The sequence below is a fragment of the Pigmentiphaga sp. NML080357 genome, assembly GCF_002188465.1.
GTDB lineage: Bacteria > Pseudomonadota > Gammaproteobacteria > Burkholderiales > Burkholderiaceae_B > Pigmentiphaga.
In genome coordinates, this window is record NZ_NINW01000037.1 from 34,996 (window position 1) to 57,633 (window position 22,638).

The 22,638-nt window shown below is 68.1% G+C and carries 26 protein-coding genes; 19 read left to right on the forward strand and 7 right to left on the reverse strand.

What is annotated here, in order from left to right:
• Nucleotides 1–45: 45 nt before the first annotated feature.
• Genes CDO44_RS15345 through CDO44_RS15390 form a run of 10 tightly spaced genes read left to right on the forward strand, consistent with a single transcriptional unit; the run spans nt 46 to nt 8,639 of the window.
• Nucleotides 46–1,029, forward strand: coding sequence for a tripartite tricarboxylate transporter substrate binding protein (locus tag CDO44_RS15345; RefSeq protein WP_087781081.1), 984 nt, complete (start codon nt 46–48; stop codon nt 1,027–1,029).
• A gap of 19 nt (nt 1,030–1,048) precedes the next feature.
• Nucleotides 1,049–2,041: an MqnA/MqnD/SBP family protein gene (locus CDO44_RS15350; protein ID WP_087781082.1), complete on the forward strand. Its 993-nt coding sequence runs from the start codon at nt 1,049–1,051 to the stop codon at nt 2,039–2,041.
• Nucleotides 2,038–2,901 carry an alpha/beta hydrolase gene (locus tag CDO44_RS15355; protein ID WP_087781083.1) on the forward strand — a complete coding sequence of 288 codons (864 nt, stop codon included), beginning with the start codon at nt 2,038–2,040 and terminating at the stop codon, nt 2,899–2,901. The genes CDO44_RS15350 and CDO44_RS15355 overlap by 4 nt, the downstream gene beginning before the upstream one ends.
• A 20-nt stretch (nt 2,902–2,921) precedes the next feature.
• Nucleotides 2,922–4,085 carry an ABC transporter substrate-binding protein gene (locus CDO44_RS15360; RefSeq protein ID WP_087781084.1) on the forward strand — a complete coding sequence of 388 codons (1,164 nt, stop codon included), beginning with the start codon at nt 2,922–2,924 and terminating at the stop codon, nt 4,083–4,085.
• Nucleotides 4,086–4,099: 14 nt separating this feature from the next.
• On the forward strand, nt 4,100–4,981 hold the full coding sequence (locus CDO44_RS15365; protein ID WP_087781085.1) for a branched-chain amino acid ABC transporter permease: 882 nt from the start codon (nt 4,100–4,102) through the stop codon (nt 4,979–4,981).
• Nucleotides 4,978–5,964 (forward strand): branched-chain amino acid ABC transporter permease, encoded by a 987-nt coding sequence (locus CDO44_RS15370; protein ID WP_087781086.1) that lies wholly within the window; start codon nt 4,978–4,980, stop codon nt 5,962–5,964. Before CDO44_RS15365 ends, CDO44_RS15370 begins: the two co-directional genes overlap by 4 nt.
• On the forward strand, nt 5,961–6,719 hold the full coding sequence (locus CDO44_RS15375; protein WP_087781087.1) for an ABC transporter ATP-binding protein: 759 nt from the start codon (nt 5,961–5,963) through the stop codon (nt 6,717–6,719). Before CDO44_RS15370 ends, CDO44_RS15375 begins: the two co-directional genes overlap by 4 nt.
• Nucleotides 6,716–7,435, forward strand: coding sequence for an ABC transporter ATP-binding protein (locus tag CDO44_RS15380; RefSeq protein ID WP_087781442.1), 720 nt, complete (start codon nt 6,716–6,718; stop codon nt 7,433–7,435). Before CDO44_RS15375 ends, CDO44_RS15380 begins: the two co-directional genes overlap by 4 nt.
• A 35-nt stretch (nt 7,436–7,470) precedes the next feature.
• Nucleotides 7,471–7,776, forward strand: coding sequence for a hypothetical protein (locus CDO44_RS15385; protein WP_087781088.1), 306 nt, complete (start codon nt 7,471–7,473; stop codon nt 7,774–7,776).
• A 14-nt stretch (nt 7,777–7,790) separates the two neighbouring features.
• The gene (locus tag CDO44_RS15390) at nt 7,791–8,639 is read left to right on the forward strand and encodes a hypothetical protein (RefSeq protein ID WP_087781089.1); all 849 of its coding nucleotides are present in this window, start codon (nt 7,791–7,793) and stop codon (nt 8,637–8,639) included.
• A 13-nt stretch (nt 8,640–8,652) separates the two neighbouring features.
• On the opposite strand, the gene CDO44_RS15395 is transcribed toward CDO44_RS15390, so the two are convergent.
• Together CDO44_RS15395 and CDO44_RS15400 are read right to left on the reverse strand one after the other, a co-directional pair.
• The gene (locus CDO44_RS15395) at nt 8,653–8,853 is read right to left on the reverse strand and encodes a hypothetical protein (RefSeq protein ID WP_087781090.1); all 201 of its coding nucleotides are present in this window, start codon (nt 8,851–8,853) and stop codon (nt 8,653–8,655) included.
• Between the two features lie 11 nt (nt 8,854–8,864).
• Nucleotides 8,865–10,307: a YihY family inner membrane protein gene (locus CDO44_RS15400; RefSeq protein WP_087781443.1), complete on the reverse strand. Its 1,443-nt coding sequence runs from the start codon at nt 10,305–10,307 to the stop codon at nt 8,865–8,867.
• 42 nt (nt 10,308–10,349) lie between these two features.
• On the opposite strand from CDO44_RS15400, the gene wrbA reads away from it, so the two are divergent.
• Genes wrbA through CDO44_RS15415 form a run of 3 tightly spaced genes read left to right on the forward strand, consistent with a single transcriptional unit; the run spans nt 10,350 to nt 12,818 of the window.
• Nucleotides 10,350–10,961 carry an NAD(P)H:quinone oxidoreductase gene (gene wrbA, locus CDO44_RS15405; protein ID WP_087781091.1) on the forward strand — a complete coding sequence of 204 codons (612 nt, stop codon included), beginning with the start codon at nt 10,350–10,352 and terminating at the stop codon, nt 10,959–10,961.
• Nucleotides 10,958–11,356: a DUF2069 domain-containing protein gene (locus CDO44_RS15410; RefSeq protein ID WP_087781092.1), complete on the forward strand. Its 399-nt coding sequence runs from the start codon at nt 10,958–10,960 to the stop codon at nt 11,354–11,356. The genes wrbA and CDO44_RS15410 overlap by 4 nt, the downstream gene beginning before the upstream one ends.
• A 58-nt stretch (nt 11,357–11,414) precedes the next feature.
• Nucleotides 11,415–12,818 carry an FAD-binding oxidoreductase gene (locus CDO44_RS15415; protein WP_087781093.1) on the forward strand — a complete coding sequence of 468 codons (1,404 nt, stop codon included), beginning with the start codon at nt 11,415–11,417 and terminating at the stop codon, nt 12,816–12,818.
• A gap of 9 nt (nt 12,819–12,827) precedes the next feature.
• Here the strand turns inward: CDO44_RS15415 and CDO44_RS15420 are convergent, their stop codons facing one another.
• Nucleotides 12,828–13,013, reverse strand: coding sequence for a hypothetical protein (locus CDO44_RS15420; protein WP_087781094.1), 186 nt, complete (start codon nt 13,011–13,013; stop codon nt 12,828–12,830).
• 155 nt (nt 13,014–13,168) lie between these two features.
• On the opposite strand from CDO44_RS15420, the gene dusA reads away from it, so the two are divergent.
• The 3 genes from dusA (at nt 13,169) to CDO44_RS15435 (ending at nt 15,949) form a co-directional block, all read left to right on the forward strand.
• The gene (gene dusA, locus CDO44_RS15425; RefSeq protein ID WP_087781095.1) at nt 13,169–14,182 is read left to right on the forward strand and encodes a tRNA dihydrouridine(20/20a) synthase DusA; all 1,014 of its coding nucleotides are present in this window, start codon (nt 13,169–13,171) and stop codon (nt 14,180–14,182) included.
• A 191-nt stretch (nt 14,183–14,373) separates the two neighbouring features.
• Nucleotides 14,374–15,012: an AAA family ATPase gene (locus tag CDO44_RS15430; RefSeq protein WP_087781096.1), complete on the forward strand. Its 639-nt coding sequence runs from the start codon at nt 14,374–14,376 to the stop codon at nt 15,010–15,012.
• A 70-nt stretch (nt 15,013–15,082) separates the two neighbouring features.
• The gene (locus CDO44_RS15435; protein ID WP_087781097.1) at nt 15,083–15,949 is read left to right on the forward strand and encodes an SDR family oxidoreductase; all 867 of its coding nucleotides are present in this window, start codon (nt 15,083–15,085) and stop codon (nt 15,947–15,949) included.
• A gap of 72 nt (nt 15,950–16,021) precedes the next feature.
• Here the strand turns inward: CDO44_RS15435 and CDO44_RS15440 are convergent, their stop codons facing one another.
• Nucleotides 16,022–16,321 (reverse strand): hypothetical protein, encoded by a 300-nt coding sequence (locus tag CDO44_RS15440; protein WP_087781098.1) that lies wholly within the window; start codon nt 16,319–16,321, stop codon nt 16,022–16,024.
• A gap of 209 nt (nt 16,322–16,530) precedes the next feature.
• On the opposite strand from CDO44_RS15440, the gene CDO44_RS15445 reads away from it, so the two are divergent.
• Entirely contained in the window at nt 16,531–17,220 is a 690-nt protein-coding gene (locus tag CDO44_RS15445; RefSeq protein ID WP_087781099.1) for an SGNH/GDSL hydrolase family protein, read from the forward strand.
• A 28-nt stretch (nt 17,221–17,248) separates the two neighbouring features.
• Here the strand turns inward: CDO44_RS15445 and opgC are convergent, their stop codons facing one another.
• Nucleotides 17,249–18,481, reverse strand: coding sequence for an OpgC domain-containing protein (gene opgC / locus CDO44_RS15450; protein WP_233146201.1), 1,233 nt, complete (start codon nt 18,479–18,481; stop codon nt 17,249–17,251).
• 160 nt (nt 18,482–18,641) lie between these two features.
• Between opgC and CDO44_RS15455 the strand changes: the two genes are divergently transcribed.
• Together CDO44_RS15455 and CDO44_RS15460 are read left to right on the forward strand one after the other, a co-directional pair.
• The gene (locus CDO44_RS15455; protein ID WP_087781101.1) at nt 18,642–19,730 is read left to right on the forward strand and encodes a porin; all 1,089 of its coding nucleotides are present in this window, start codon (nt 18,642–18,644) and stop codon (nt 19,728–19,730) included.
• 221 nt (nt 19,731–19,951) lie between these two features.
• Nucleotides 19,952–20,383, forward strand: coding sequence for a MarR family winged helix-turn-helix transcriptional regulator (locus tag CDO44_RS15460; RefSeq protein ID WP_158213301.1), 432 nt, complete (start codon nt 19,952–19,954; stop codon nt 20,381–20,383).
• A 1-nt stretch (nt 20,384) separates the two neighbouring features.
• On the opposite strand, the gene CDO44_RS15465 is transcribed toward CDO44_RS15460, so the two are convergent.
• Both CDO44_RS15465 and clsB read right to left on the reverse strand, forming a co-directional pair.
• Nucleotides 20,385–21,371 (reverse strand): lysylphosphatidylglycerol synthase domain-containing protein, encoded by a 987-nt coding sequence (locus tag CDO44_RS15465; RefSeq protein WP_087781103.1) that lies wholly within the window; start codon nt 21,369–21,371, stop codon nt 20,385–20,387.
• Nucleotides 21,346–22,596 (reverse strand): cardiolipin synthase ClsB, encoded by a 1,251-nt coding sequence (gene clsB / locus CDO44_RS15470; protein WP_087781104.1) that lies wholly within the window; start codon nt 22,594–22,596, stop codon nt 21,346–21,348. The genes CDO44_RS15465 and clsB overlap by 26 nt, the downstream gene beginning before the upstream one ends.
• Nucleotides 22,597–22,638 lie beyond the last annotated feature (42 nt).

Genomic DNA, 22,638 nt, shown 5'->3' on the forward strand with positions numbered 1-22,638 from the left:
GGCGCGCCCACCGGTAAGGAGAAACGTCACTCCAGGAGAGATTCCATGAAGCCGTTCCACCATCGCCTTGCCCGATATTCCCTCGTGCTGCTGCCCCTGGCCGCCCACGGCGCAGCCTGGGCCCAGAACAATGCCTATCCGTCCCGACCCATACGCATCGTGAATCCCTACGGGGCCGGCGGCTTGGGAGACGTCAGCTTCCGGCTGATCGCGCCGCTGATGGAAAAGCAGCTCGGGCAGCCGCTCGTCATCGAGAACAAGCCCGGCGCCTCCGGCAACCTGGGCGCCGCGGACGTGGCGCGCGCCGCCCCGGACGGCTATACGCTGCTGCTGGGTGCCGTGAACAATTTCGCGACGAACCAGTATCTCTACCGCGACATGACCTTCGATCCGCTGACGGCGTTCGATCCCATCGCGCTGATCAGCAACGCGCCCACGATCGTCGTCGTCAATCCCGCCGTGCCGGCCCGCAGCCTGCGCGAACTGGCCGCCTACGCGAAGGAGCGGCCGGGCAAGGTGAACTTCGGCTCGCCGGGCATCGGCACCCCGCCCCATCTCGCGGCCGAGTTCTTCGCGAACCTGGCCAACGTCTCGATGACCCATGTCCCGTTCAATGGCTCGCCCCCCGTCGTGCTCGCCCTGCTGCGCAACGATGTCAACGTGGCCTTCTACACCGCCGGCCCCATCGCGGGCCCGCTCAAGGCCGGCACGATCCAGCCCATCGCGGTCGCGGCCAGCGAACGGCTCGACATCCTGCCCAACGTGCCGACCACCGCGGAAGCGGGCTTCGGCGCCCTGCAGACGGGCAGCTGGATAGGGCTGGCCGCGCCCAAGGGCACGGATCCCGCCGTGCTGGACAAGCTCAACGCGGCCGTCCGGCAGGCGCTGGCCGACCCGGAGGTGCGCAAGCGCTATGCGGAGATGGGCATGCTGACCGGCAATACCAGCCGCACGCAATTCTCGGCGCTCATCGACGCCGAGGCGACCCGGTGGAAGAAAGTGATCGCCGACGCGGGGATCGCGAAATGATCCTGGGCTGGCTCCGACCATGCTGACGCTGACGCTTGCCTGCGCCGCCTATGACCGGACGCGGCCGCTGATCGACGGGCGGGTCGCCATCGAAGGCGTCGAACTGCGGGCGACGACGCTGCACCCCGAGGCCGCCTTCGCGCGCGCGAAGGCGGCCGAGTTCGACCTGACCGAGCTGTCCTTGAGCGGCTACCTGCGCTCGCTGGATGCCGGGAAGCCGACCTATGTCGCGCTGCCGGTCTTTCCCTCGCGGGCCTTTCGCCACAGCGGCATCTATGTCCATGCGGGCCGCGGCATCCGCTCGCCGGCCGACCTGCGCGGCAGGACCATCGGAACGCCGGACTACAAGACGACGGCCAACGTCTGGATCCGGGCTTTCCTGGCCCACGACCACGGCGTCCAGCCCCACGAAATGCAGTGGATGGAGGCCGCCATGGAAGCGGGCGAACCGGGGCCGGCCACCGCCACCGCCGTCCCGGGCGTCTCCATCCTGGCCCTGCCGGACCAGGACTTGTCCGGCATGCTGGCCCGTGGAGAGATCGACGCGGTCGTCGGCGCCAAGGTGCCGTCCTGCTTCGGCCCCGGGCAGGACGGCGTGGCCCGGTTGTTCCCCGATCATCAACGGGTTGAGCAGGACTACTACCGGCGCACCGGCTTCTTTCCCATCATGCATGTGCTGGGACTGCGGCGCGACCTGCACGAGCGCCATCCCTGGCTGGCCCAGGCGATCTGCCAAGGCTTCGAGGCCGCCCGGCGCATGGCGCTCCAGGACCTCCGGGACGTCTGCCAGCTGGCCGCCACCCTGCCCTGGGTCGTGGCGGAATACCAGCGCACGGTGGACCTGATGGGCGAGGACTACTGGCCGTACGGCCTGGATGCCAACCGGGAGGTGCTGCAGGCCTTCGCGCGCTACCACTTCCAGCAGGGCTTGTCCGCCCGGCTGCACAGCCCCGGCGATTGGCTCGCCCCCGCGAATTTTTCTTCGAACCGCGTCACCACGAGATCCGCATGAACGAACGCCCCGCACTCTACGACATCGAGGCCACGGTCCCCGATTTCCGCACCCACCTGCAGCGCTACGCCGAAGCCAGCCGGCTCACGCGCGAGCGACGGCCGACCCGGCTCGACCTTGCCTACGGCGAAGGAGCCGCGCACACGCTGGACGTCTATCTGGCGGACGCTCCCCACGCGCCCGTGGTGATCTACCTGCACGGCGGCGCCTGGAAAGGGTCGAGCAAATCGGACCGCGGCTTTCCCGCCGATACCTTCGGGCCGGCGGGCGCCATCTGGGTCTCCATGGAATATCCCCTGGCGCCCGCCGCGAGCGTGGACGACATGGTCGCGGCGGTACGCAAGGGCGTGGCCTGGGTCCATCGCCACGCGGCCTCCTTCGGCGGCGATCCCGGCCGCATCTTCCTTTGCGGCAACTCCGCGGGCGGCCATCTGGCCGGCATGGCGGCGGCCACCGACTGGGCGGCGCACGGCCTGCCGGCCGACCTCGTCAAGGGCATCACGACGGTGAGCGGTATCTTCGACATGCGGCCCATGGCCCGATCGCTGATGAACGAGTGGCTGCGCCTGGATGCGGAAAGCGCCGCGCGCAACAGCCCCCTCCTGCACCTGCCTCGCGTGGCCTGCCCCCTGGTCTGCGCCGTGGGGGAAAAGGAGTTGCCCGAATTCATCGAGCAGTCCGCCGGCTATGCGCGGGCATGGGCCGCCGCGGGCTACCCCTCGCGCTTCATGCCCATGCCGGGCCATGACCATTTTTCCATCATCGACGAGCTCAACCGGCCCGACGGCCCGCTGCTGGCGGCGATGTTCGAACAGATCGGCCTTCGCAACCGCGGCGCCGCTTCCCGCGCCCACACCTGAATAAAGGAGTAGCCCGAATCATGAAACTGCATCTTCGCTCTTGCCTCGCATCATGCGTCCTGGCCGCCGCGGCCGCGCACGGCCCTGCGCATGCCGCCGACAAGCCCTTGAAGATCGGCGTCGTCACCGAGTTCTCCGGCACCTATGCCTCCGCCGGGCAGTCCATCGAAAGCGCGATGCGCGCCTACATGAAGCTCAACGGCGACACCGTGGCCGGCCGCAAGGTCGAGCTCATCCTGCGCGACACCGGCGGCATCTCGCCCGAGAACGCGCGCCGCTACGCGCAGGAACTGGTCACCCGCGACAAGGTCGACGCGCTGGTGGGCTTCAACTTCACCCCCAACGCGCTGGCCGCCGCGCCCATCGCCACCGCGGCCAAGACGCCGATGATCGCGCTCGCGGCCACGGCCATCGTCACCGAGAAGTCTCCCTATATCGTGCGCACCGCGTTCACGCTCGGACAGACGTCGGCGCCCATGGCCACCTGGGCGGCCAGGAACGGCATCAAGCGCGTATTCTCGCTGGTGTCCGACTACGGCCCCGGGCACGACGCCGCGCAGGCCTTCAAGGATGCGTTCACCGCCGCCGGCGGCCAGATGGCGGGCGAAATACGCATGCCCGTCAGCAGCATGGAATTCGCGCCCTTCCTGCAACGGGCCCGCGACGCGCGCGCCGACGCCATCTTCGTGTTCGTGCCGGGCAGCGAAGCCGCCATCGCCTTCATGAAGGCGTACAACGAACGCGGTTTCAAGCAAGCGGGCATTCGCCTGATCGGCACGGGCGACCTGGTCGACGACGACTCGCTGCCGGCCATCGGCGACGTCGCGCTGGATACCGTCACCGCCCACCACTACTCGGCCGCGCACGACTCCGACCTGAACCGCGGCTTCGTCAAGGCGGTCCAGGATCAGGGACGCAAGCGGCCCAACTTCATCGGAGTGGGCGCCTATGACGCCATGGCCGTCATCTACGCCGCGGTCAAGAAAACCGGCGGCGATACCGACGGCGACAAGCTCGTCGCGGCGATGAAAGGACTCAAGCTCGACAGCCCGCGCGGCCCGATCTCGATCGACCCCGCCACGCGCGACATCGTGCAAGACATCTACATCCGCAAAGTCCAGAAGGTCGGAGGCGAGCTCTACAACGTCGAGTTCGACAAGATCAAGGCCGTCAAGGCCCGCTAGCCAAAGGAGTCCGCATGCTGACCGACTTCGTCGGCGTGATCATCGATGGAACGTCGTACGGCGCCATGCTGTTCGTGATCGCGCTCGGATTGTCCATCACGCTGGGGTTGATGGGTTTCGTCAACCTCGCGCACACCGCCGTCGCCATGTTCGGCGGCTATTTCCTCGTTACGCTGGTCAACCAGTTGGCCTGGCCGTTCTTCGCGTCGGTGGCCGTGGTCGTGGCGGCGATCGCCCTGGCCAGCCTGGTGCTGGAACGCGTGGTCTATGCGCCCTTTTATCGCGCCACGGCGCTCGACCAGAGCCTCCTGACCTTCGGGTTGATGCTGATGGCCGGCGGCATCGTCCACTATTTCTGGGGGCCGTCGCAACAGGCGGTGCGGGTGCCCGAGTACCTGGACGGCCGCTGGTACCTGGGCGATCTCAGCGTCTCCAAGTACAGGCTGATGCTGCTCGGCACGGGCCTGGCCTTGCTCGCCCTGCTGAACTGGGGACTCGACTCGACCCGCCTGGGCGCGATGATCCGCGCCTCGGTCGACAACCAGCGCATCGCGGCCGCGATGGGCATACCGGTCAAGCGCGTATTCATGATCGCCTTCGCGATCGGCAGCGGGCTCGCGGCGCTGGGCGGCGCACTCGGGGCCGAGGTGCTGGGCCTGGATCCGGCCTTCGCCACGCGCACGCTGGTGCTGTGCCTGCTCGTGGTGGTGCTGGGCGGCGCCGGCTCGGTCAACGGCACCTTCTTCGCCGCCATGCTGCTGGGCATCTGCGACATCGGCAGCAAATACTACGTCCCCGAGTTCGGGGCCTTCATGATCTACGTGCTCATGGCGCTGGTCCTGCTGTACCGGCCGCAAGGCCTCTACAGCCTCTTCGCGCGCAGGAGGGCCGCATGAACGGCAGCCCGCTGCGCCCCCTGCTGGACCGCTCGCGCTGGCGCGTGCCCGAGCTCGTGTTCTGGACGCTCGTCGTCGCGGCCTTCTTCGTCTTTCCCGATCACCGCAGCCTGGGCGCGCAAGTGCTGGTGACCGGCATCTTCGCGCTGTCGCTCGACATGCTGCTGGGCTACGCGGGCATCGTCACCCTGGGACATGCCGCGTTCTTCGGCGTGGGCGCGTTCACCGCCGGCTGGCTCGGCAAGTACGGCTGGCACGAACCGGTCTCGGCGCTGGCCATCGCCGCCGCCGTCACGGCATGCGCGGGCGCGCTCGGCAGCCGGCTGGTCGTGCGGGGCACCGACCTGAGCCGGCTCATGGTGACGCTGGCCATCGGCCTCGTGCTGTACGAGGCCGCCAACAAGGCCACCGCGGTCACCGGCGGCATCGACGGCCTGCAAGGCATCGAGTTCGCGCCGCTGCTTGGCCTCTTCCCGTTCGACCTCATGGGATCGACCGCCTACGCATACGCGGCCATCGTGGCCTTCGTCACGCTCTACCTCGTGCGCAGGCTGGTCAATTCGCCCTATGGCCTGTCCCTGCATGCCACGCGCATGAACCGCCGGCGCGCGCTGGCCGTTGGCATCGACGACGGCCGCACCCTGGCGATCTCCTACGTCGCCTCGGCGGCGGTGGCGGGCGTCGCGGGCGCGCTGACGACGCAGATCACGCAGTTCATCACCATCGATGCGCTCGGTTTCGGGCGGTCGGCCGACATCCTGATCATCGCCGCGCTGGGCGGCGTGGGCTACCTGTACGGCGGCTTCATCGGCGCGCTGGTATTCGTCGTGGGCCGCGACCTGCTGTCCGGCATCAGCCCCGCCTATTGGCATTTCTGGCTGGGCCTGCTGCTGGTGCTCACCATCTTCTTTGCCCGCGGCGGCATCATGGGCACCGCCGCACGGCTGGCCCGGCGCCTGGCGCACAAGGAGGCGCAACGATGATACAGACCGTGGACCTGTGCAAGCGCTTCGGCGCGCTGGTGGCGACCGACAACGTGAACCTGTCGCTCGCTCCCGGCGACCGGCATGCGCTGATCGGCCCGAACGGCGCGGGCAAGACGACCTTCATCAACCTGCTGACCGGCATGCTGCGCCCGACCTCGGGCCGCGTGCTGCTGGACGGCGCGGACGTGACCGCGGCGCCGCCCGACAAACGGGTGGACCTGGGGCTGGTGCGCACTTTCCAGATCAATACGCTGTTCCTGGATATGACCGTGCTGGAGGCGGTCACGCTGGTCGTGCTGGCGCGCACCGGAGCCGTCCGCTCGCTGTTCGGGTCGCTGCGCCGGCATGAGCCGGCGGCCACCGAGGCCTGGGAATTGCTCGAGCGCATCGGCCTGGCGCAGGACGCGCATCGGCCCACCCGGCAGCTCGCCTATGGCAGGCAGCGGCTGGTGGAAATCGCGCTCGCGCTGGCGCGCAAGCCCAAGGTGCTGCTGCTGGACGAACCGGCGGCCGGCGTCTCGGCGGCCGACAGCCGCCATGTCTTCGCGGTCCTGGATCGACTGCCCCAGGACATCGCCATCCTTTTGATCGAACACGACATGAACCTCGTCTTCCGTTTTGCGCAACGCATTTCGGTGCTCGTCGCCGGCCGCCTCATCGCCACCGGGCTACCTGGCGACATCGCCCGCGATCCCCGCGTGCGCGAGGCCTACCTCGGGCAGGCGGCGCCCCTGGAGGCGGCATGCGCATGAGCGCTACGGACAGCCTGCTGCAACTGGAGCACGTGCGCGCCGGCTACGGCGACGCGATGGTGCTGGACGATCTCTCGTTCTCCGTGGGCGCCGGCGACGGTCTGGCGGTGCTCGGACGCAATGGCGTGGGCAAGACCACCCTGCTCGAAACCCTGATGGGCAACACGCGCCTGACGGCAGGGCGCATCCTCTGGCAAGGCCGCGACCTCGCCAGGCTGGACGCCTGCCAGCGATCTCGCGCCGGGCTGGGCTGGGTGCCGCAGGAGCGAGAGGTGTTCGCCTCGCTGACCGTCGAGGAAAACCTGACCGTGGTGGCCTGCCGCGGCCCGTGGACGCTGGACCGGGTATACGGTCTGTTTCCGCGACTGCGCGAGCGGCGCAACAACCTGGGCAACGAACTGTCCGGCGGAGAACAGCAGATGCTGGCGATAGGCCGCGCGCTCATGACCAACCCGCGCCTGCTCCTTCTGGACGAACCCATGGAAGGCCTGGCTCCTATCGTCGTCGAGGAACTCGGCGCCGCCATCATTGCCCTGCACACGCAGGAAGGCATGAGCACCATCGTGGTCGAGCAACACCCGGTCATCGCCCTGGCCATGACCTCGACCGCCATCATCCTGGACCGCGGCCGCATCGTGCATCGGTCCTCGAGCGAAGAACTGCGGGCGTCGCCCGAGATACTCGACCGCTGGCTCAATGTTGCCGCGGCCGAGTGAACGACTTATCGTTTTCATCGAATCAAGGAGCCAGCATGGGAATCCGAGACACCGACAAGACCCTGCCTTCCAACCGCATGGTGTTCGAGCTGCGGCGCGACGAGCAGAAGTACCTCGCCTTCAAAGAGGACCTGGAAGCCACCATGGCGGCCTACGGCCTGGGCGAGGAAGAGAAACGCGCCTGGCGCGCCATAGACATCGAGGCCCTCGGCGCGATGGGCATGCACCCCTATTTCCTGCCCCAGGTCTCGCGCCTGTTCAAGGGCGGCTCGCGCAACCACAACGACAGCGACGCGGCCCGCCTGTATGCCGAGAAAATGGGTATCGCATCCAAGGACTGACTCCGGAGACTCGCATGGCAAAGATCGTAGCAACCCTGGGCGTGGCCCACGCTCCCGGCGTCACCGGCTGGATAGACAAGGCGCCGCAGCATGAGCAGGACGGCGTATTGGCCGGCTATGCCAGGTTCCAGCAGTTGATGGACGAGGTGCGTCCGGACGTGGTCATCGGCATCGCCAACGACCATCTGCTGAACTTCTCGCTCGACAACATTCCGGACTTCTGCGTGGGCATCGGCGAACAATGGGCCGGCCCGGCGCCTTGGTTCCGCGACTGGCTCAACATCCCGGACTACACGGTGGCCGGCCACCGCGAACTCGGGCGCGCGCTCGTGCGCGAATCGGCCAAGGCGGGCATCAACCATGCCTTCGCCGACAAGCTCTTGTTCGACGACAACTGGTCGGTGCCGCTCAAGTTCCTGTTCCCGCGCTACGACGTGCGCTTCGTCCCCATCCACATGAATCCCATCGTGCCGCCGGTGCCCAGCGCGGCGCACTGCTACGCGGTGGGAGAGACCATCGCGCGCATCGTCCAGCAATTCCCGTCGGACGAGCGGGTGGTGGTCATGGGTACGGGCGGCCTCTCGCACGATCCCGGCGGCAAGGACTACTTCACGGTGCACGAGGAATTCGACCGCTGGTTCCTCGAATTGATGGAATCCGGCGATGCCGAGCGCGTCAAGCGCGAACTCACCTTCGACAAGCTGCTGACCGGGGGCGACGGCGGCGCGGGCGAATTGCTGGCATGGGTCGTCGCCATGGGCGCGGCCGGCGTATGCGGCAATACGCGTGCGGAAACCGTGTTCTACGTGCCCTCGGTGCCGATGCGCTGCGGCATGGGTGGAGTCTACTGGCGGCTCGATTGACGGGCGCGCCGGGCTAGGCGAACCTGCGCAACATCCACGCGGCGCAGGCCGTCAAGGCCAGCGTCCACAACAGCAGGATCGCCACGGCCCCCGCCACGCTGCGGGGCGGGGCAGCCTGCAGCTCTCGCTCCTCGGCCTGCCTGGCCACCCACAGCGTGAACGCGTCTCGCTTGATCCGGCGCGCCCACGCGCGGAGCGTGGCAAGGACTGTCATGGCCGCGGCGGTCAGGACGCGCGCAGGCGACGCAGTCTCTCGTCCTGCACGGCTTCGGTCGCCTCTTCTTCGGCCTCGGCCTCCCGCTCGCCCTGGTCCGGCTCCAGCTCCAGTTCGCGATCCAGGGCCAGTTCCGCCTCGACTTCCTCCGGCCGTTGTTTCAAGGCCTCGGCAATGGTGACCGAACCGCTTTCCCAGGCCGCGTTCACCGCCCGCAGCAGCATGGGATCATCGGCCAGCGGGCCCCGGTCCAGCAGCAGCCGGTCCACCACCGGCGCCAAGGTCGCCACCGTCGGGTCGCACACCATGGCCCACCGCTCGCGGGCGCTGCCGGCATCGCCGATGCGCGCGATGTAGCCAATGCTGGCCAGGGTATCGAGCACCACCATCAGTTCGTCGTGATGCAGGTTCAGCCGGCTGCGCAGCGATAGCGTGCTCAGCCCCGGCGGGTTGCGGTCCCGCACGGAAGACAGGGCGCGCAGGATGGACAAGGCATCGACGAAGGGCCGCCCCGGCCGCCGCACCGTTTCCCAGCGCCCCATGCGGATCAGGGGCAGGCTGGCCGCCAGGGTGGCGCCGAACAGCGTCACGAGCCACGACAGGTAGACCCAAATCAGGAAGATCGGCAGCGTGGCGAAGGCGCCGTACAGCACGGTGTAGGTGGGAAAGCGGGTGAGGTAGAAGGCGAAGCCGGATTTCATGATTTCCAGCACGATGGCGGCCGCGAAACCGCCCGTCATCGCGTCGCGTGTCTCGACATGGCGGTTGGGGACCACCATGAACAGAGCGCCGAAGGCCAATCCAGTCAGAATCAGCGGAATGAAGGACAGCAGCACGCCGATGGGCGCGGGCACGTCTCCCACCAGCCCCATGGATTCGCGCGCCAGGAAGGACGTGGCCCACAGGCTGGCGCCGATCAGCACCGGCCCCAGCGTGAGCGTGGCCCAGTAGATCAGCACCCGCTGCGCCAGGGGCCGGCCCTTGCGCACATGCCAGATCTCGTTCAGCGCCTTGTCGATGGTGAGCATCAGCGACACGGCGGTGATCATCAGGAAGATGCCGCCCACCGCCGTCAGCCGGCTCGCCTTCTGCGCGAACTGGTTGAGGTAGTCCATGATGTTGTCGGCAACGGACGGCGGCATCAGGTTGCTCACCAGGAACGCCTCCAGGGCCCCCTGGAATTCGCGGAACAGCGGAAAGGCTGTGAACAGCGCCAGCGCCACCGCCAGCAGCGGCACCATGGAGAGCACGGAGGTAAAGGTCAGGCTGGAGGCGACTTGCGTAATGCGCTCCTCGGCCGCGCGCTGCAGGGCGAACCTCAAGAGCCTGCCCACGCGCGCCGGCCAGGACTCGTGCGCCAGCAGATGGCGGCGCAGCGCCGCGGTGCGGGATTCGGGACGGGCGGGCCCCGCTGCGGAAGAGGACGGCGTCGGTGACGTGGCGGAAATCGGCATCTCGGAAGCGTTCTGGACCATGACGAGAGATAATACCGGCCTATGGATATTCTGATCTTGTACTACAGCCGGCACGGCTCGACACGCCAGTTGGCCGAACACATCGCCCTGGGGGTCGAGCGCGTACCCGGCGCGCGGGCGCGGCTGCGCACGGTTCCGCCCGTCTCGGCCGTGTGCGAGGCCACGGCTCCGGCCATCCCGGACAGCGGTCCTCCCTACGTCGAAGCGGCGGACCTAGAAGAGTGCGGCGGACTGGCGCTGGGTTCCCCCACCCGCTTCGGCAACATGGCGGCGCCAATGAAGTACTTCATCGACCACACCATCCAGCAATGGCTGGCGGGTAGCCTGGCCGGCAAGCCGGCTGCGGTCTTCACCTCCACCGGCTCCATGCACGGCGGCCAGGAAAGCACGCTCCTCAGCATGATGCTGCCCTTGCTCCACCATGGCATGCTGCTGGTGGGCCTGCCCTTTACCGAGCCGGCGCTCATGGGCACCCGCCACGGCGGTACGCCCTACGGCGCCTCGCACGTCGCGGGAGTGGACAACAGCCTGCCGCTGCAGCGCGACGAGACCCAGCTTGCCGAAGCATTGGGCTCGCGCCTGGCCAGCACCGCCCTCGAACTCCAGGCCGGCCGCCAGGCCCGTTCCCGATGAGCGCCGCCCCCGTCGCCCTCAACCCGCGCCTGCGCCTGGCGGCCTCGGCATCCCTGCTTGCCCTCATCGCGCTGTGCATCGTCTGGGAGACCGTGCTGGCGCCGCTGCGCCCGGGCGGCTCGATGCTGGTGCTCAAGGCAATCCCGCTGCTGCTGCCGTTGCGCGGCATTCTGCGCGGCAACCTCTATACCTACCAATGGGCCTCCATGCTGATCCTGCTCTATTTCATGGAAGGCGTGGTGCGCGCCACCAGCGATCCGGGCTTTTCGGCGCAGGTGGCGTGGGTCGAAGTCGTCCTGACGACGATTTTCTTCTGGTGTGCGATCCTGTACGTGCGCCCGGCGAAACGGGCGGCCAAGGCCGCGCGCAAGGCGGCCGGCGAATCGGCGCATTGACGGCCGGCCGCGGACGCCCTCCTGGCTTTCGCCCGGCCCGGCTCCGGATGGAGGATGCATGGATTTGTTGACCGAGCTCAAGACGACGCTGGGCGCCGAGCAGGTGCTTACCGGCGAGGATGCCGCGCCCTACCTCACCGACTGGCGCGGACGCTATACCGGCGCCGCGTGCGCGGTCGTGCGTCCCGCCACCGCGCACGAAGTGGCCCAGGTCGTACGGCTGTGCCGGCGGTACGGGGCCCCGGTCGTACCCCAGGGCGGCAACACCGGCCTGGCCGGCGGTGCCACGCCCGATGCCAGCGGACGCGCGGTGGTCATATCGACGCGTCGCCTCGACCGCCTGCGCGCGATCGACACCGACAACGACACCATTACCGTCGAGGCGGGGTGCGTGCTGCAGGCGGTGCAGGATTGGGCGCGCCAGGCCGGTCGCCTCTACCCCCTCAGCCTCGCCTCCGAAGGCAGCTGCACGGTGGGCGGCAACCTCGCCACCAACGCCGGCGGCACCCAGGTCCTGCGCTACGGCAACGCGCGCGAGCTGGCCCTTGGGCTGGAGGTGGTCACCGCCGAAGGCGAGATCTGGGATGGCCTGCGCGGCCTGCGCAAGGACAACACGGGCTACGATCTGCGCGATCTCTACATCGGCAGCGAAGGCACGCTGGGCATCATCACCGCCGCCACGTTGCGGCTCTATCCCCTGCCGGTGGCACAGTGCACCGCGCTGGTCAGCCTGCCCTCGCTCGCGGCCGCGGTCACCCTGCTGGGTCAGGCCCGGGCCGGCTTCGGCGCGGGCCTGACCGGCTTCGAAGTCATGTCGCACGCCAGCCTCGAGGTCGTGACCCGCGCCTTCCCCGACCAGAAGCTGCCGCTCGCGCCCGCCCCGTGGTATGCGCTGCTGGAAGTGTCCGACAGCGAAAGCGAATCGCACGCGCAGGCGCGCTTCCAGGATGTGTTGCAGGCGGCGCTGGAAAACGGCACCGCCGTGGATGCCGCCGTGGCCGCCAGCCTCGCCCAGAGCCGCGCGCTGTGGCACCTGCGAGAGAACATCTCGGCCGCCCAGGCATGGGAAGGCAAGAACATCAAGCACGACATCTCGGTGCCGACGTCGCGCATTCCGGCGTTCGTGGCCGAGACCGACGCCCTGCTGCAGGCGGCGATTCCGGGCGTGCGCCACATCACCTTCGGCCATCTTGGCGACGGCAACCTGCACTACAACGTGACCCGCCCCCCCGAGATCGCCGAGGCCGAATTCCTCGCCCGCCAGGACGAGGTCTACCGCCTCGTGCACGACAGCGCGCACGCGCACGGCGGCTCGATCAGCGCCGAACACGGCATCGGCCAGCTCAAGCGCGGCGAGATGGCGCGCTACAAGAGCGCGCTGGAACTCGAACTGATGCGGCGCCTCAAGCGCGCGCTGGACCCGGACGGCCTGATGAATCCGGGCAAGATCCTGCCGCCCTAGCGTTCGGACTCAGCCTGGACGGCGTGCGCCGCCGCCGCGCTGCCGCTGCGATGTCTGGTCGCCGCCGGTGCCGATCTGGTCCGTGTGGCCGTCCTTCTTCGTCCGGTTCTGCGTATCGCCATGGCTGCGCTGCTGTTCGCGCGGCTGGTCGTCCGACTGCTTGGGGCTGGGCGGGGTTGCGGGGCTGTTGGGCATAGCGCACTCCTTCACGAGGAACCGCGGCGCCGCAACTTTCGTGCCGCGGATGTGGTTCCCCGCTGGCGCCTAGCCGCGGTTCCCAACGCCCGGATCGCCGGGCGTTCCCCCACGGGCGGCCGGTGCCCGCAGCTGACAGGTTATCATTACGCATTATGCTTTCAAATCAACAACTTGGCGGCTGGGAGCTGTGCGTCGCGCCGATGATCGACTGGACCGACCGCCACTGCCGGTTCTTCCATCGGCTGCTCGCGCCGCGCGCGCGCCTCTATACCGAAATGATCGCCACCGGGGCGATTCTCTACGGCGATGCCGCCCGGCACCTCGACTTCGATCCGGCCGAGCACCCGGTCGCGCTGCAACTGGGCGGGAACGAGCCACAGGCCCTGGCCCGCGCCGCCAAGGCCGGCCAGGACTGGGGCTATGACGAGATCAACCTCAACTGCGGCTGCCCTTCCGACCGCGTGCAGAAAGGCGCCTTCGGCGCCTGCCTGATGTCCGAGCCGACACTGGTGGCGGACTGCGTCAAGGCCATGCGCGACGCCGTCGACGTCCCGGTCACGGTCAAGCACCGCATCGGCCTCGACTACGAGGAATCGTACGGATTCGTGCGCGATTTCGTCGGCACCGTGCACGCGGCCGGCTGCGAGGTCTTCATCGTGCATGCCCGCAACGCCGTGCTCAAGGGCCTGTCCCCCAAGGAAAACCGCGAAATTCCTCCGCTGCGCTATCACGTCGCGCGGCAGCTCAAGCAGGATTTCCCGAACGCACGCATCGTGCTCAACGGCGGACTGGTCGATGCGGGTGCGGCGCTGTCTCACATCGGGCATGGCGGCGGCGAACTCGATGGCGTGATGCTGGGACGCGAGGCCTACCATCGGCCGCGCGTGCTGTCCGAGCTGTCGCGGCAACTATGGCCCGAGGCCGCCATTGCCGACGACGAGGCGGTCGTGCGCGCCATGACCGATTACGCGAGCGGGCAAGTGGCGCGAGGCGTGCCGCTGCGCGCCGTGGTGCGCCATATGCTGGGCCTGTTCAACGCCCAGGGCGGCGCCCGGCGCTGGCGCCAGATGCTGTCCGACAGCCGCCTGCTCGCCGGCAACGACCCGGCCCTGATCGGGCAAGCCTGGGCGGTCGTCGGCCAGGGCGGCCAACGGCGGGCCGCGTAGGCGCGGCGGCCTGGCCGGACACGCGGCCGAACAAGCCCGCCTAAAGCGCCCTATTCCTGCTTTGGCGGGCGCGGCGGGCGCGCGATACTGGCGGGCGGATACGCTGGCGCCCGTGCCCGCCGGCCACCTCCGGCCCGAGAGCGGCCTGCGCGCCGCCATGGCCCTCCACGGCGCACGCAAGGTATGGAGACATGGCCCAGATCGTCTGTGTACTGGGAAACAAGGGCGGCACCGGCAAGACGACGCTGTCCCACATGATCTCGCACGGCATGGCGCTGCTCGGCAAGCGCGTGGTCTGCGTGCTGACCGATCTCGAGCGCGAACGCCTGTCCAAGGACGGCCGCCTGTACCTGCCCTTCGACGCTCGCGAGGCCGGCAACCTGTCCAAGGTCGTTGCCACCCTGAACCGCGTCGACGACTGGTTCGGCGTCATCGATGGCGGCGGCAATCGATCCGACGCCGACAGCCATCTCGCCAACCAGGCCGATCTCGTGCTCCTGCCCTTTCGCGACTCCCACGAAGACATGCGCACGGTGCTGCGCGACCTCGAATGGATGCCTCGCGCCTGGGGCCTGCCGTCGCAATGGCCGGCGGACGATGCCGCCAGGCGCGCGGCCGAGGCGTCGATCGATCTCCTGCTGGGCGCCTATCGCCACCGGCTGCTCGACCCCGTCCCCCACCTGTGGGCTACCAAGCTCCTGCTGCAGGACCGTATCCCTCGCGGGCTGCCCTGGCAACTGACCAACGCCTGCGTGGCGCTGGCCATGCAGGTATTCGAACTGCTCGACGTGCAATACGAAAGCCCGGCCGCCATCGACACCGGGCGCTGACCGCCGCGCATGCGGCATGCTTGTTGCTGGAAGACTGGCCCCACGCGGACCTATCCACGGGAGAACGACCATGCCAGGCAAATCGGACCAGCAAACCTTGCCACCGCAGGAACAGCCCAAGCAGCCCGGAATCCAGGGCGACATGCACCCCGAGCCCCGGAGCACCGGGCCGGAGTATCGCGCATCGGGCAAGCTGCAAGGCCGGTGCGCCATCGTGACCGGCGGCGACAGCGGCATAGGCAGGGCCGTGGTGGTCGCCTTCGCCAAGGAAGGCGCCGACATCCTGTTCACCTACCTGGACGAGACGGCCGACGCCGAAGAGACTCGACGCCAGGTGGCGCAAACCGGCCGTCGCTGCGTGGGCCTGGCCGGCGACCTGGGGAGCGAGGCGCACGCGCGGGACGTCGTACGCCGCGCCATGAAGGAATTCGGGCGCATCGACATCCTGGTCAACAACGCCGCCGAGCAGCATCCGCAGAAAGCGCTGGAGGACATCGACAGCGCGCAATTGGAGCGCACGTTCCGCACCAACTTCTTCGGCATGTTCAATCTCACCCGCGAGGCGCTGCCCCACCTCGGACCGGGTTCGGCCATCGTCAACACCACCTCGGTCACGGCCTATCGCGGCAGCGCGCACCTGATCGACTACGCCGCCACCAAGGGCGCCATTGTGGCCTTTACACGGTCGCTGTCCTCGGCCGTAGTGGAACGCGGCATACGGGTCAATGCGGTCGCGCCGGGCCCCATCTGGACGCCGTTGATTCCGGCCTCTTTCAAGGCCGAGGAAGTCTCGACCTTCGGCGCCAGCGTTCCGATGAAACGCCCCGGCCAGCCCGAGGAGGTGGCGCCCTGCTATGTCTTTCTCGCTTCGGACGACTCCAGCTACATGACGGGCCAGGTTCTCCATCCCAACGGCGGCGAGATCATCAACGGCTGAGGAAAGAGCCGCTCGCCGCCTCGGGGCCGGGGAACCGGCTTCGCCGGTCCAGCCCCGCCCCTCGCGGACCCGCTATCTCGCGAACATGGTCATGAATGCGTCGAAGCTACTCGCGCCCCGCGTGGAGAACACGAAGCACTCGCCGTCCTGGTAGTCGGTGGCGCGCATGGTTGCCGCCAGGCGCTCCGCATCTTCGATGGCTTCGTTCCACGTTCCGCGTATGAGCGGGCAGTATTTGAGCCGGCTGTCCAGCATATCCTTGCCCGCGCGGGCCTTGATCTCGACATAGCCGCGGAACTGCCCTTCGGGCAAATCGTGAACCCGCGACTTGAGGAAATACTGCACGGCGGGGTGGTCGACGACTTGGTTCATAGCTAGTCTCCAAGAGTCCATGTCTTTGATGCTAGCTCATTGGAGTGCAAAAATTAGCCGCGGCTCCCCGATGCTAGCAAAAGTTTACATTCCCTACACTCTTGTGGCGGCTGGCACCACACCGGCAACAATTTCGCTTTCGGCCGCAGGACCGGCCGGTATCATCAAAGTTTTATCCCCGTGCCTGCCGGCGTCGTCCGGCCGCTTCCATGAAGCCCCGCCACGCCGTTTTCGCCATGCTGCTCGCAATGGGCAGCGCCTGCCCGCCAGTCCTGGCCGCCCAGGAAACCGCGGCCGGCACCGAGGCTGCCGATTCCCAGTGGGCGGCCAGTTTCGCGGCGTTCGACCGGGCCGATCGCCTGCATGCCCCGCCCATGGGCGGCGTACTGTTCGTGGGCAGTTCATCGATACGGATGTGGGACGATCTCGAAACCCGCTTCAAGCCGCTTCGCGTCCTGAAGCGGGGCTTCGGCGGTTCGCGCATGATCGATTGCACGCGTCATCTGGGCCGGCTGGTCACGCGCTATCGGCCCCGCGTCGTCCTGGTCTATGCCGGCGACAACGATCTCGCCGAAGGACGCTCGCCGCGCGACATTCTCGAGAGCTTCGCCGCCTTCGTGGAGGGAGTGCGGCGCGAGTTGCCGGATACCCGCATCGCCTATATCTCGATCAAGCCGAGCCCGGCCCGGTTCTCGCTGATTTCACGGGCGCGCGCCGCCAATGCGCTGGTCGAGGCCTATGCCCGGACGGTACCCGCCACCGATTACATCGACGTTTTCACGCCCATGCTGACCGCCGACGGCCTGCCCCGCGCCGAATTGTTCCGCGAGGACGCGCTGCACCTGAACCAGGCCGGCTATGCGCTGTGGACATCGGTCATCTCGGCGTACCTGCGCTAGGGCCTGCATCGCCTCCCGCGGATAGCGCTCAACGCGGTCCGGCGCTCGTCCGCAGCATGGGCCGGGCGCCGGCGGAACGATGTACGGCGGCCGGGCGCCGCCCCGCCCCGGGATTCGAGCCGGACCCGAACATGTGCACCAGCTTGGCCACCGCATAGAGGGCGCCTATGCTCAAGGCGAACATGAGCGGGTCGAACCAGACCGGCCGGCCGGGATGACTCTCGCCCACCACCGCGAGCGCCACCAGCACGATCACCAGGTGAGCGCAAAAGACCGGCAGCGATGCCGATCCAAGGGTCTCGAGCAGCCGCACGCGCGGCAGATGGTGAGTCAACCATTCACCGTAGTGCAGCAGCACCGCGACCAGCGCGAGGAAATCGAGCAGCCGCAGCGGCCCGACGTGCCATTTGTCGAACCACAGGTTCAGCGGATCGCCCTCGGGAAACGGCGCGAGACCCGTCAAGTGCCGCCAGACGAAGAACCCCGCCGCCACACCGAGGGCGCCCAGCGCCAGCCAGCGAGGCAGGACGATGCGCTGGTCCGCCGGCACCCGCGCATGGTAGGACCCCAGGCACAGCCCCAGCATCCACAGCAATTGCCAGGCGAAGGTCTCGAACGCCCCGGTCTCGCGGAACGGCACGGGCAGTCCCGTGGCGGCCACCAGCGCGTCGTACAGCACTCTCGATAGGCCGAACTGCGCCGCCCCCCATAGCAGGACGCTGGCGACCAGAACCTGCTTCCATCCCCGCAGCAACCCGTGGCTCAACACCCATGGACTGGCCAGCATGAACACGATGTAGACCGGCAGGATATCGAGCAGCGGCGGGTTGTAGATCATCAGCAGCCCGGTCCACAGGCCGGTGAGCGGCGCATGCAGGTAGAACGACATCAGGTTGTTCGCGGCGGGCTGGTGGAACTTCATGCCGAGCGCGGCGATGACGGTGAACAGGAAGAGCAGCGAAGCGGCCTGGCAGGCGTAGATGATCAACGCGCGCCGGAGGAAGGCGCGGCGCATGGCCGGGATGCCGTCGCGCACGGCGCGCTGGGTATAGACCAGTCCCGCCATGTAGGCGGACAGGAAGACGAACCCCTCGGCGGCCGACACGAAGCCGAAAGGCTGGCTGGCCGGGATGGAAAACCAGGTCGGCAGGTGCGTGGACGTCATCAGCACCAGCATCAGCCCACGCAAGGCATCCAGTTCCCAGCGGCGGGAAGAAGCGGGCAGCGGCGAAGCGAAGGAAGAAGGAGGAGCGGCGGACACGGGACGGATACGGAGTCAGGGTCGGACAACATGGACCATGCGAACTGCGAACAATTCGCACTTGTTGCATTCGGATACGGGTAAGCCCCTAATTACTTCACAAGATTAATATTTATCATTGTTAAACAATTCAATGAACCACCACAGGGGACGGAGACTCATGAAACGCATCCTGCTGGCCAGCGCTCTCGGCCTGGCCGCCACCGGCGCCCACGCGCAAAACGTCACGCTGTACGGCATCATCGACACCGGGATCGAATACCTGAACCATGCCAATGCAAACGGCGATTCGGTATGGCGCATGCCCAGCAACACCGGCGGCATCATGCCGTCGCGCTGGGGGCTGCGCGGCACGGAGGATCTCGGCAACGGGATGAAGGCCATCTTCAATCTCGAAAGCGGCTTCGGCGTGGATACCGGCACGTCGGGCCAGGGCGGCCGCTTGTTCGGCCGCGCCGCCTGGGTGGGCCTCAGCGGCAACTGGGGCACGCTCACCCTGGGCCGCCAATACAACATGACGTTCTACACCCTGCTCGACTCGGACGTCATGGGGCCGGCGGTCTTCGGACTGGGCTCGCTCGACAATTACATCCCCAACACCCGCTCGGACAACGCCATCGGCTACCGTGGCACGTTCTCCGGCCTGACGGTGGGCGCCACCTACAGCTTCGGGCGCGACGCCTCGGCCGCGGGTGGCCCCGCCGCCACGAACTGCGCGGGCGAAGTCCCGGGCGACCGCAAGGCCTGCCGCCAGGTCACCGCGATGCTCAAGTACGACCTCGGCCCGGGCGGCATCGCCGCCGGCTACGACCAGATGCGCGGCGGGCCGGGGGCGGCCGGAGGCCTCACGAGCAGCGACACGTCCGACACCCGCACCTTGCTCAACGGCTATTACCGCTTCGGCAGCCTGAAGATCGGCGGCGGCTGGATGGGACGCACCACGCGGGCGGCCACCCGTTCGGAATCCGACTTGTACTACCTCGGCGCCTCCTACGCCCTGTCGTCGGCGTGGACCATCGACGGCCAGGTTGCCCGGCTGAAGAACAAGACTACCGACGGCCGTTCGACGCTGGCCACGGTGCGCGCGACCTATTCGCTCTCCAAGCGCACGGCGGTCTATGGCCTGGTGGGCTACATCGACAACAACAAAAACGCCAACCTCTCGGTGAGCGGCGGCCAGGCCTTGGCCGGTCTTCCCAACGGCCTGAACCAGACCGGCGTCATGCTGGGCATGCGGCACAGCTTCTGAGCATGGGGCGGCGCGCAGCCGCCTCGCATGGTATGTTGTGGCACTGGACTGGGCCGCCTTCGCGGCGGCCTTTTTTTGCCCGGGCCGCCGCTGGGCGAAGCCCGCTCCCCCGCAGGGAAGGCCTCGCAGCAAGCACCAGGGCGTTCCCTCATCCATCCAATCGCCACATGCCGAAGACCGCGCCTAGCAAAACCGCCTCGCCGCGATCGACCAAATCCGACTTGGATCAATCCCACCTCTCCCACCTGCTGGGCTTCCAGACCTCGCTTGCGCACGTCAGGCTGCAGAAGGCCTTCTTCGCGCACATGAAGGAACTGGACCTGCGCCCCGTGGAGTTTTCGATCCTGGTGCTGCTGGCCCACAACGACAAGGCCAACCAGCAAAACCTGTGCCGCAGCCTCGCCTTGTCGGCGCCAAGGCTGGCACTGATCCTGGACCGCATGCAGGAGCGGGGACTGCTGTCGCGCGAGCGCAGCGACACCGACCGCCGGGCCCATCATGTGGTGTTGACCGAGGCCGGGCAGGCGCTCGCCCTGGAAGCCGAACGCCGCTCGCACGGCATCGAGGAAGCCGCCCTTGCCCCCCTCAGCCGGGGCGAAAGGCAAATCCTCGGCGAGCTGCTCTCCAAGATCGCACGCGGCACGCGCGCCTGAACTACCGGCGCGCCCGCGCCTCGAGCACCGCGTAGAGCACGACCGCCGGCACGAGCGGGCACAGGTAGTAGATGGCCCGGTAGGCCAGCAGGCCGGCCAGCAGCTCATGGGCAGGGATACGGCCCGAGAGCAGCGCGAGGAACACCGCCTCCAGCACGCCCAGACCGGCCGGCACGTGCGTCAGCGCGCCGGCTACCGCGCTGATCAGCATGACGCCGAGCACCATCGGATAGTCGACCCGGCTGCCCAGCAGCAGGTGGATGATCAGGCCCATGACCAACCAGTTTGCGATCGACATCGCGAGCTGCGCCAAGGCCATCGGCCACCTGGGCCACGCGATCTCGACGCCGCGCAAAGTGAATCGGCGGCGCCCCGCGCCGGCGCACATCGCCAGATAAGCCGCCGCCACGATCCACGCGGCAATGCCGGCCACCGGCAGAACGCCGGCGGGCACGCCCCACTGGCGGGGCGGCTGTATCCCGCCCCACACCAGCACCGCTCCGAGCAGGATGAGGTATCCCAGCCAGTTGGTGACCACGCTCAGCGCATAGATCTTGGTGATATCGGGCGCGGAAAGACCCAGCCGGGAATAGAGCCGATAGCGGAAGGCAACGCCGCCCACCAACGCCCCCAGGTTCAAGGTGAAGGCATAGCAGACGCCCGCGATCACGGCGACCTGGCCCGCGCCGAGCCGGTGTCCGACATAGCGCCTGCCCAGTTGGTCGAACGCGCCGAACAAGAGGTGGCTGACGATCGCCAGGCCGGCAGCGGCCGCCAGCGTCCAGGGCGAATATGCCCTCAGAGACTGCAGCACGCGGTCCCATTCGATCTTGCCGACCTGTTCGATCAGCAACACCGCCACGACCGCCAGGAATCCCAGCGTGAGCGCGTGCCGGCCCCACCACCGCCACGTGCGGCGCTTGCGTGGGCGTTGAGCATCGCGTGCCGCGGGTGCGGCGCGCCTATCCGGTTTCGCGAGGGTGGGCATCGGCAGTTTCGGCCAGGCGCTGCTTGCGCGGCCCGACCTCCTCGAGTTTGGGGGTATGCGCGGGCAGCCAGCCGGCCCACGCAGGGAAACGACGCAGGAAGTGGAACACGATGAACGAGGTCGCCATCCGCCAGATCGGCCGGGGCCGGGTGTCGCGGGCCGAGACTTCGCGGCAGTAGCGCTCGACCAGCGTGTCTAGCCGCTCGCGCAGCACGCGATTGAATTGCTCGTCGCGAATGACGAGGTTGGCCTCGAGATTCAGCGACAGGCTCAAGGGATCCAGGTTGCTCGATCCCACGGTGGACCAGCTGTCGTCCGCCACCGCTACCTTGCCATGCAGCGGACGCTCGCAATACTCGTAGATGCGCACCCCTGCGCCCAGCAGATAATCGTGCAGCATGCGCGCCCCGACCTTGACGATGGGCATGTCCGGCTCGCCCTGCAGGATCAGCCGCACGCGCACGCCGCGCCGGGCGGCGTTGCGCAGGTCGCGCAGCAGCCGGTACCCGGGAAAGAAATAGGCGTTGGCGATCGTCAGGTCGTGGCGCGCGGCGCGCACGGCAATCCGGTAGTGCTGTTCGATGTCGGTCCGGTGCGCTTCGTTGTCGCGCACGACGAACAGGCAATCGGCGCCGCCTTCGCTCCGCGTTTCGCCGGCCCGGGCGCCCTGGCCGTTCCTCGCCTGCCGCCGCGTCTTTTCGCGCCGCATCGTCCCGGTCCGGACGAAATCGCGGATCTGCGCCACGATCGGGCCGCGCACCTCGATGGCATAGTCCTGCTTGGCGCTCGGGCCGAAATCCGCGAGGTGGTCGGCCGAGAAATTGATCCCGCCCACGAAGGCCGTTTCGCCATCCACGACCAGCAGCTTGCGATGCATGCGGCGGAACACGTTGGTGCGCATGCCCAGCAGCTTGGGACGCGGGTCGAACACCTGGAAGTGCACTCCCGCGTCGGTCAGGCTGGCGAGGAATTCGTCCGACAGGTCGACCGACCCATAGCCGTCGACCAGGACGGTCACGAAAACGCCGCGCCGCGCCGCCTCGACCAGCACGTCGCGCAGCGTGTTGCCCACCTTGTCCTCGAAAAGGATGAACGTCTCGAGCAATACTTCGCTGCGCGCCTGCCTGATCGCGTCGAACACGCGGGGGAAAAACGCTTCGCCGTTCTCCAGCAGTTCGATCTTGTTGCCCGGGACCCATTGCTGGCTCGCCGGCGCCGCCGGCATGCCGCGACGGTGCCGGTCATCCCGCCGGCCCGGCGCGGGACG

Bases quoted from the DNA above. Each gene is read 5' to 3' on its own strand.
- clsB (WP_087781104.1), bottom strand. From the start codon at position 22,596: ATGCCGGCGGCGCCGGCGAGCCAGCAATGGGTCCCGGGCAACAAGATC.
- CDO44_RS15395 (WP_087781090.1), bottom strand. From the start codon at position 8,853: ATGACAGTCCTTGCCACGCTCCGCGCGTGGGCGCGCCGGATCAAGCGA.
- CDO44_RS15435 (WP_087781097.1), top strand. From the start codon at position 15,083: ATGCCAGGCAAATCGGACCAGCAAACCTTGCCACCGCAGGAACAGCCC.
- CDO44_RS15355 (WP_087781083.1), top strand. From the start codon at position 2,038: ATGAACGAACGCCCCGCACTCTACGACATCGAGGCCACGGTCCCCGAT.
- CDO44_RS15415 (WP_087781093.1), top strand. From the start codon at position 11,415: ATGGATTTGTTGACCGAGCTCAAGACGACGCTGGGCGCCGAGCAGGTG.
- CDO44_RS15400 (WP_087781443.1), bottom strand. From the start codon at position 10,307: ATGCCGATTTCCGCCACGTCACCGACGCCGTCCTCTTCCGCAGCGGGG.
- CDO44_RS15455 (WP_087781101.1), top strand. From the start codon at position 18,642: ATGAAACGCATCCTGCTGGCCAGCGCTCTCGGCCTGGCCGCCACCGGC.
- dusA (WP_087781095.1), top strand. From the start codon at position 13,169: ATGCTTTCAAATCAACAACTTGGCGGCTGGGAGCTGTGCGTCGCGCCG.
- CDO44_RS15350 (WP_087781082.1), top strand. From the start codon at position 1,049: ATGCTGACGCTGACGCTTGCCTGCGCCGCCTATGACCGGACGCGGCCG.
- CDO44_RS15370 (WP_087781086.1), top strand. From the start codon at position 4,978: ATGAACGGCAGCCCGCTGCGCCCCCTGCTGGACCGCTCGCGCTGGCGC.
- CDO44_RS15380 (WP_087781442.1), top strand. From the start codon at position 6,716: ATGAGCGCTACGGACAGCCTGCTGCAACTGGAGCACGTGCGCGCCGGC.
- CDO44_RS15345 (WP_087781081.1), top strand. From the start codon at position 46: ATGAAGCCGTTCCACCATCGCCTTGCCCGATATTCCCTCGTGCTGCTG.
- CDO44_RS15390 (WP_087781089.1), top strand. From the start codon at position 7,791: ATGGCAAAGATCGTAGCAACCCTGGGCGTGGCCCACGCTCCCGGCGTC.
- CDO44_RS15360 (WP_087781084.1), top strand. From the start codon at position 2,922: ATGAAACTGCATCTTCGCTCTTGCCTCGCATCATGCGTCCTGGCCGCC.
- CDO44_RS15430 (WP_087781096.1), top strand. From the start codon at position 14,374: ATGGCCCAGATCGTCTGTGTACTGGGAAACAAGGGCGGCACCGGCAAG.
- CDO44_RS15365 (WP_087781085.1), top strand. From the start codon at position 4,100: ATGCTGACCGACTTCGTCGGCGTGATCATCGATGGAACGTCGTACGGC.
- wrbA (WP_087781091.1), top strand. From the start codon at position 10,350: ATGGATATTCTGATCTTGTACTACAGCCGGCACGGCTCGACACGCCAG.
- CDO44_RS15440 (WP_087781098.1), bottom strand. From the start codon at position 16,321: ATGAACCAAGTCGTCGACCACCCCGCCGTGCAGTATTTCCTCAAGTCG.
- CDO44_RS15410 (WP_087781092.1), top strand. From the start codon at position 10,958: ATGAGCGCCGCCCCCGTCGCCCTCAACCCGCGCCTGCGCCTGGCGGCC.
- CDO44_RS15420 (WP_087781094.1), bottom strand. From the start codon at position 13,013: ATGCCCAACAGCCCCGCAACCCCGCCCAGCCCCAAGCAGTCGGACGAC.
- CDO44_RS15375 (WP_087781087.1), top strand. From the start codon at position 5,961: ATGATACAGACCGTGGACCTGTGCAAGCGCTTCGGCGCGCTGGTGGCG.
- CDO44_RS15385 (WP_087781088.1), top strand. From the start codon at position 7,471: ATGGGAATCCGAGACACCGACAAGACCCTGCCTTCCAACCGCATGGTG.
- CDO44_RS15445 (WP_087781099.1), top strand. From the start codon at position 16,531: ATGAAGCCCCGCCACGCCGTTTTCGCCATGCTGCTCGCAATGGGCAGC.
- CDO44_RS15465 (WP_087781103.1), bottom strand. From the start codon at position 21,371: ATGCCCACCCTCGCGAAACCGGATAGGCGCGCCGCACCCGCGGCACGC.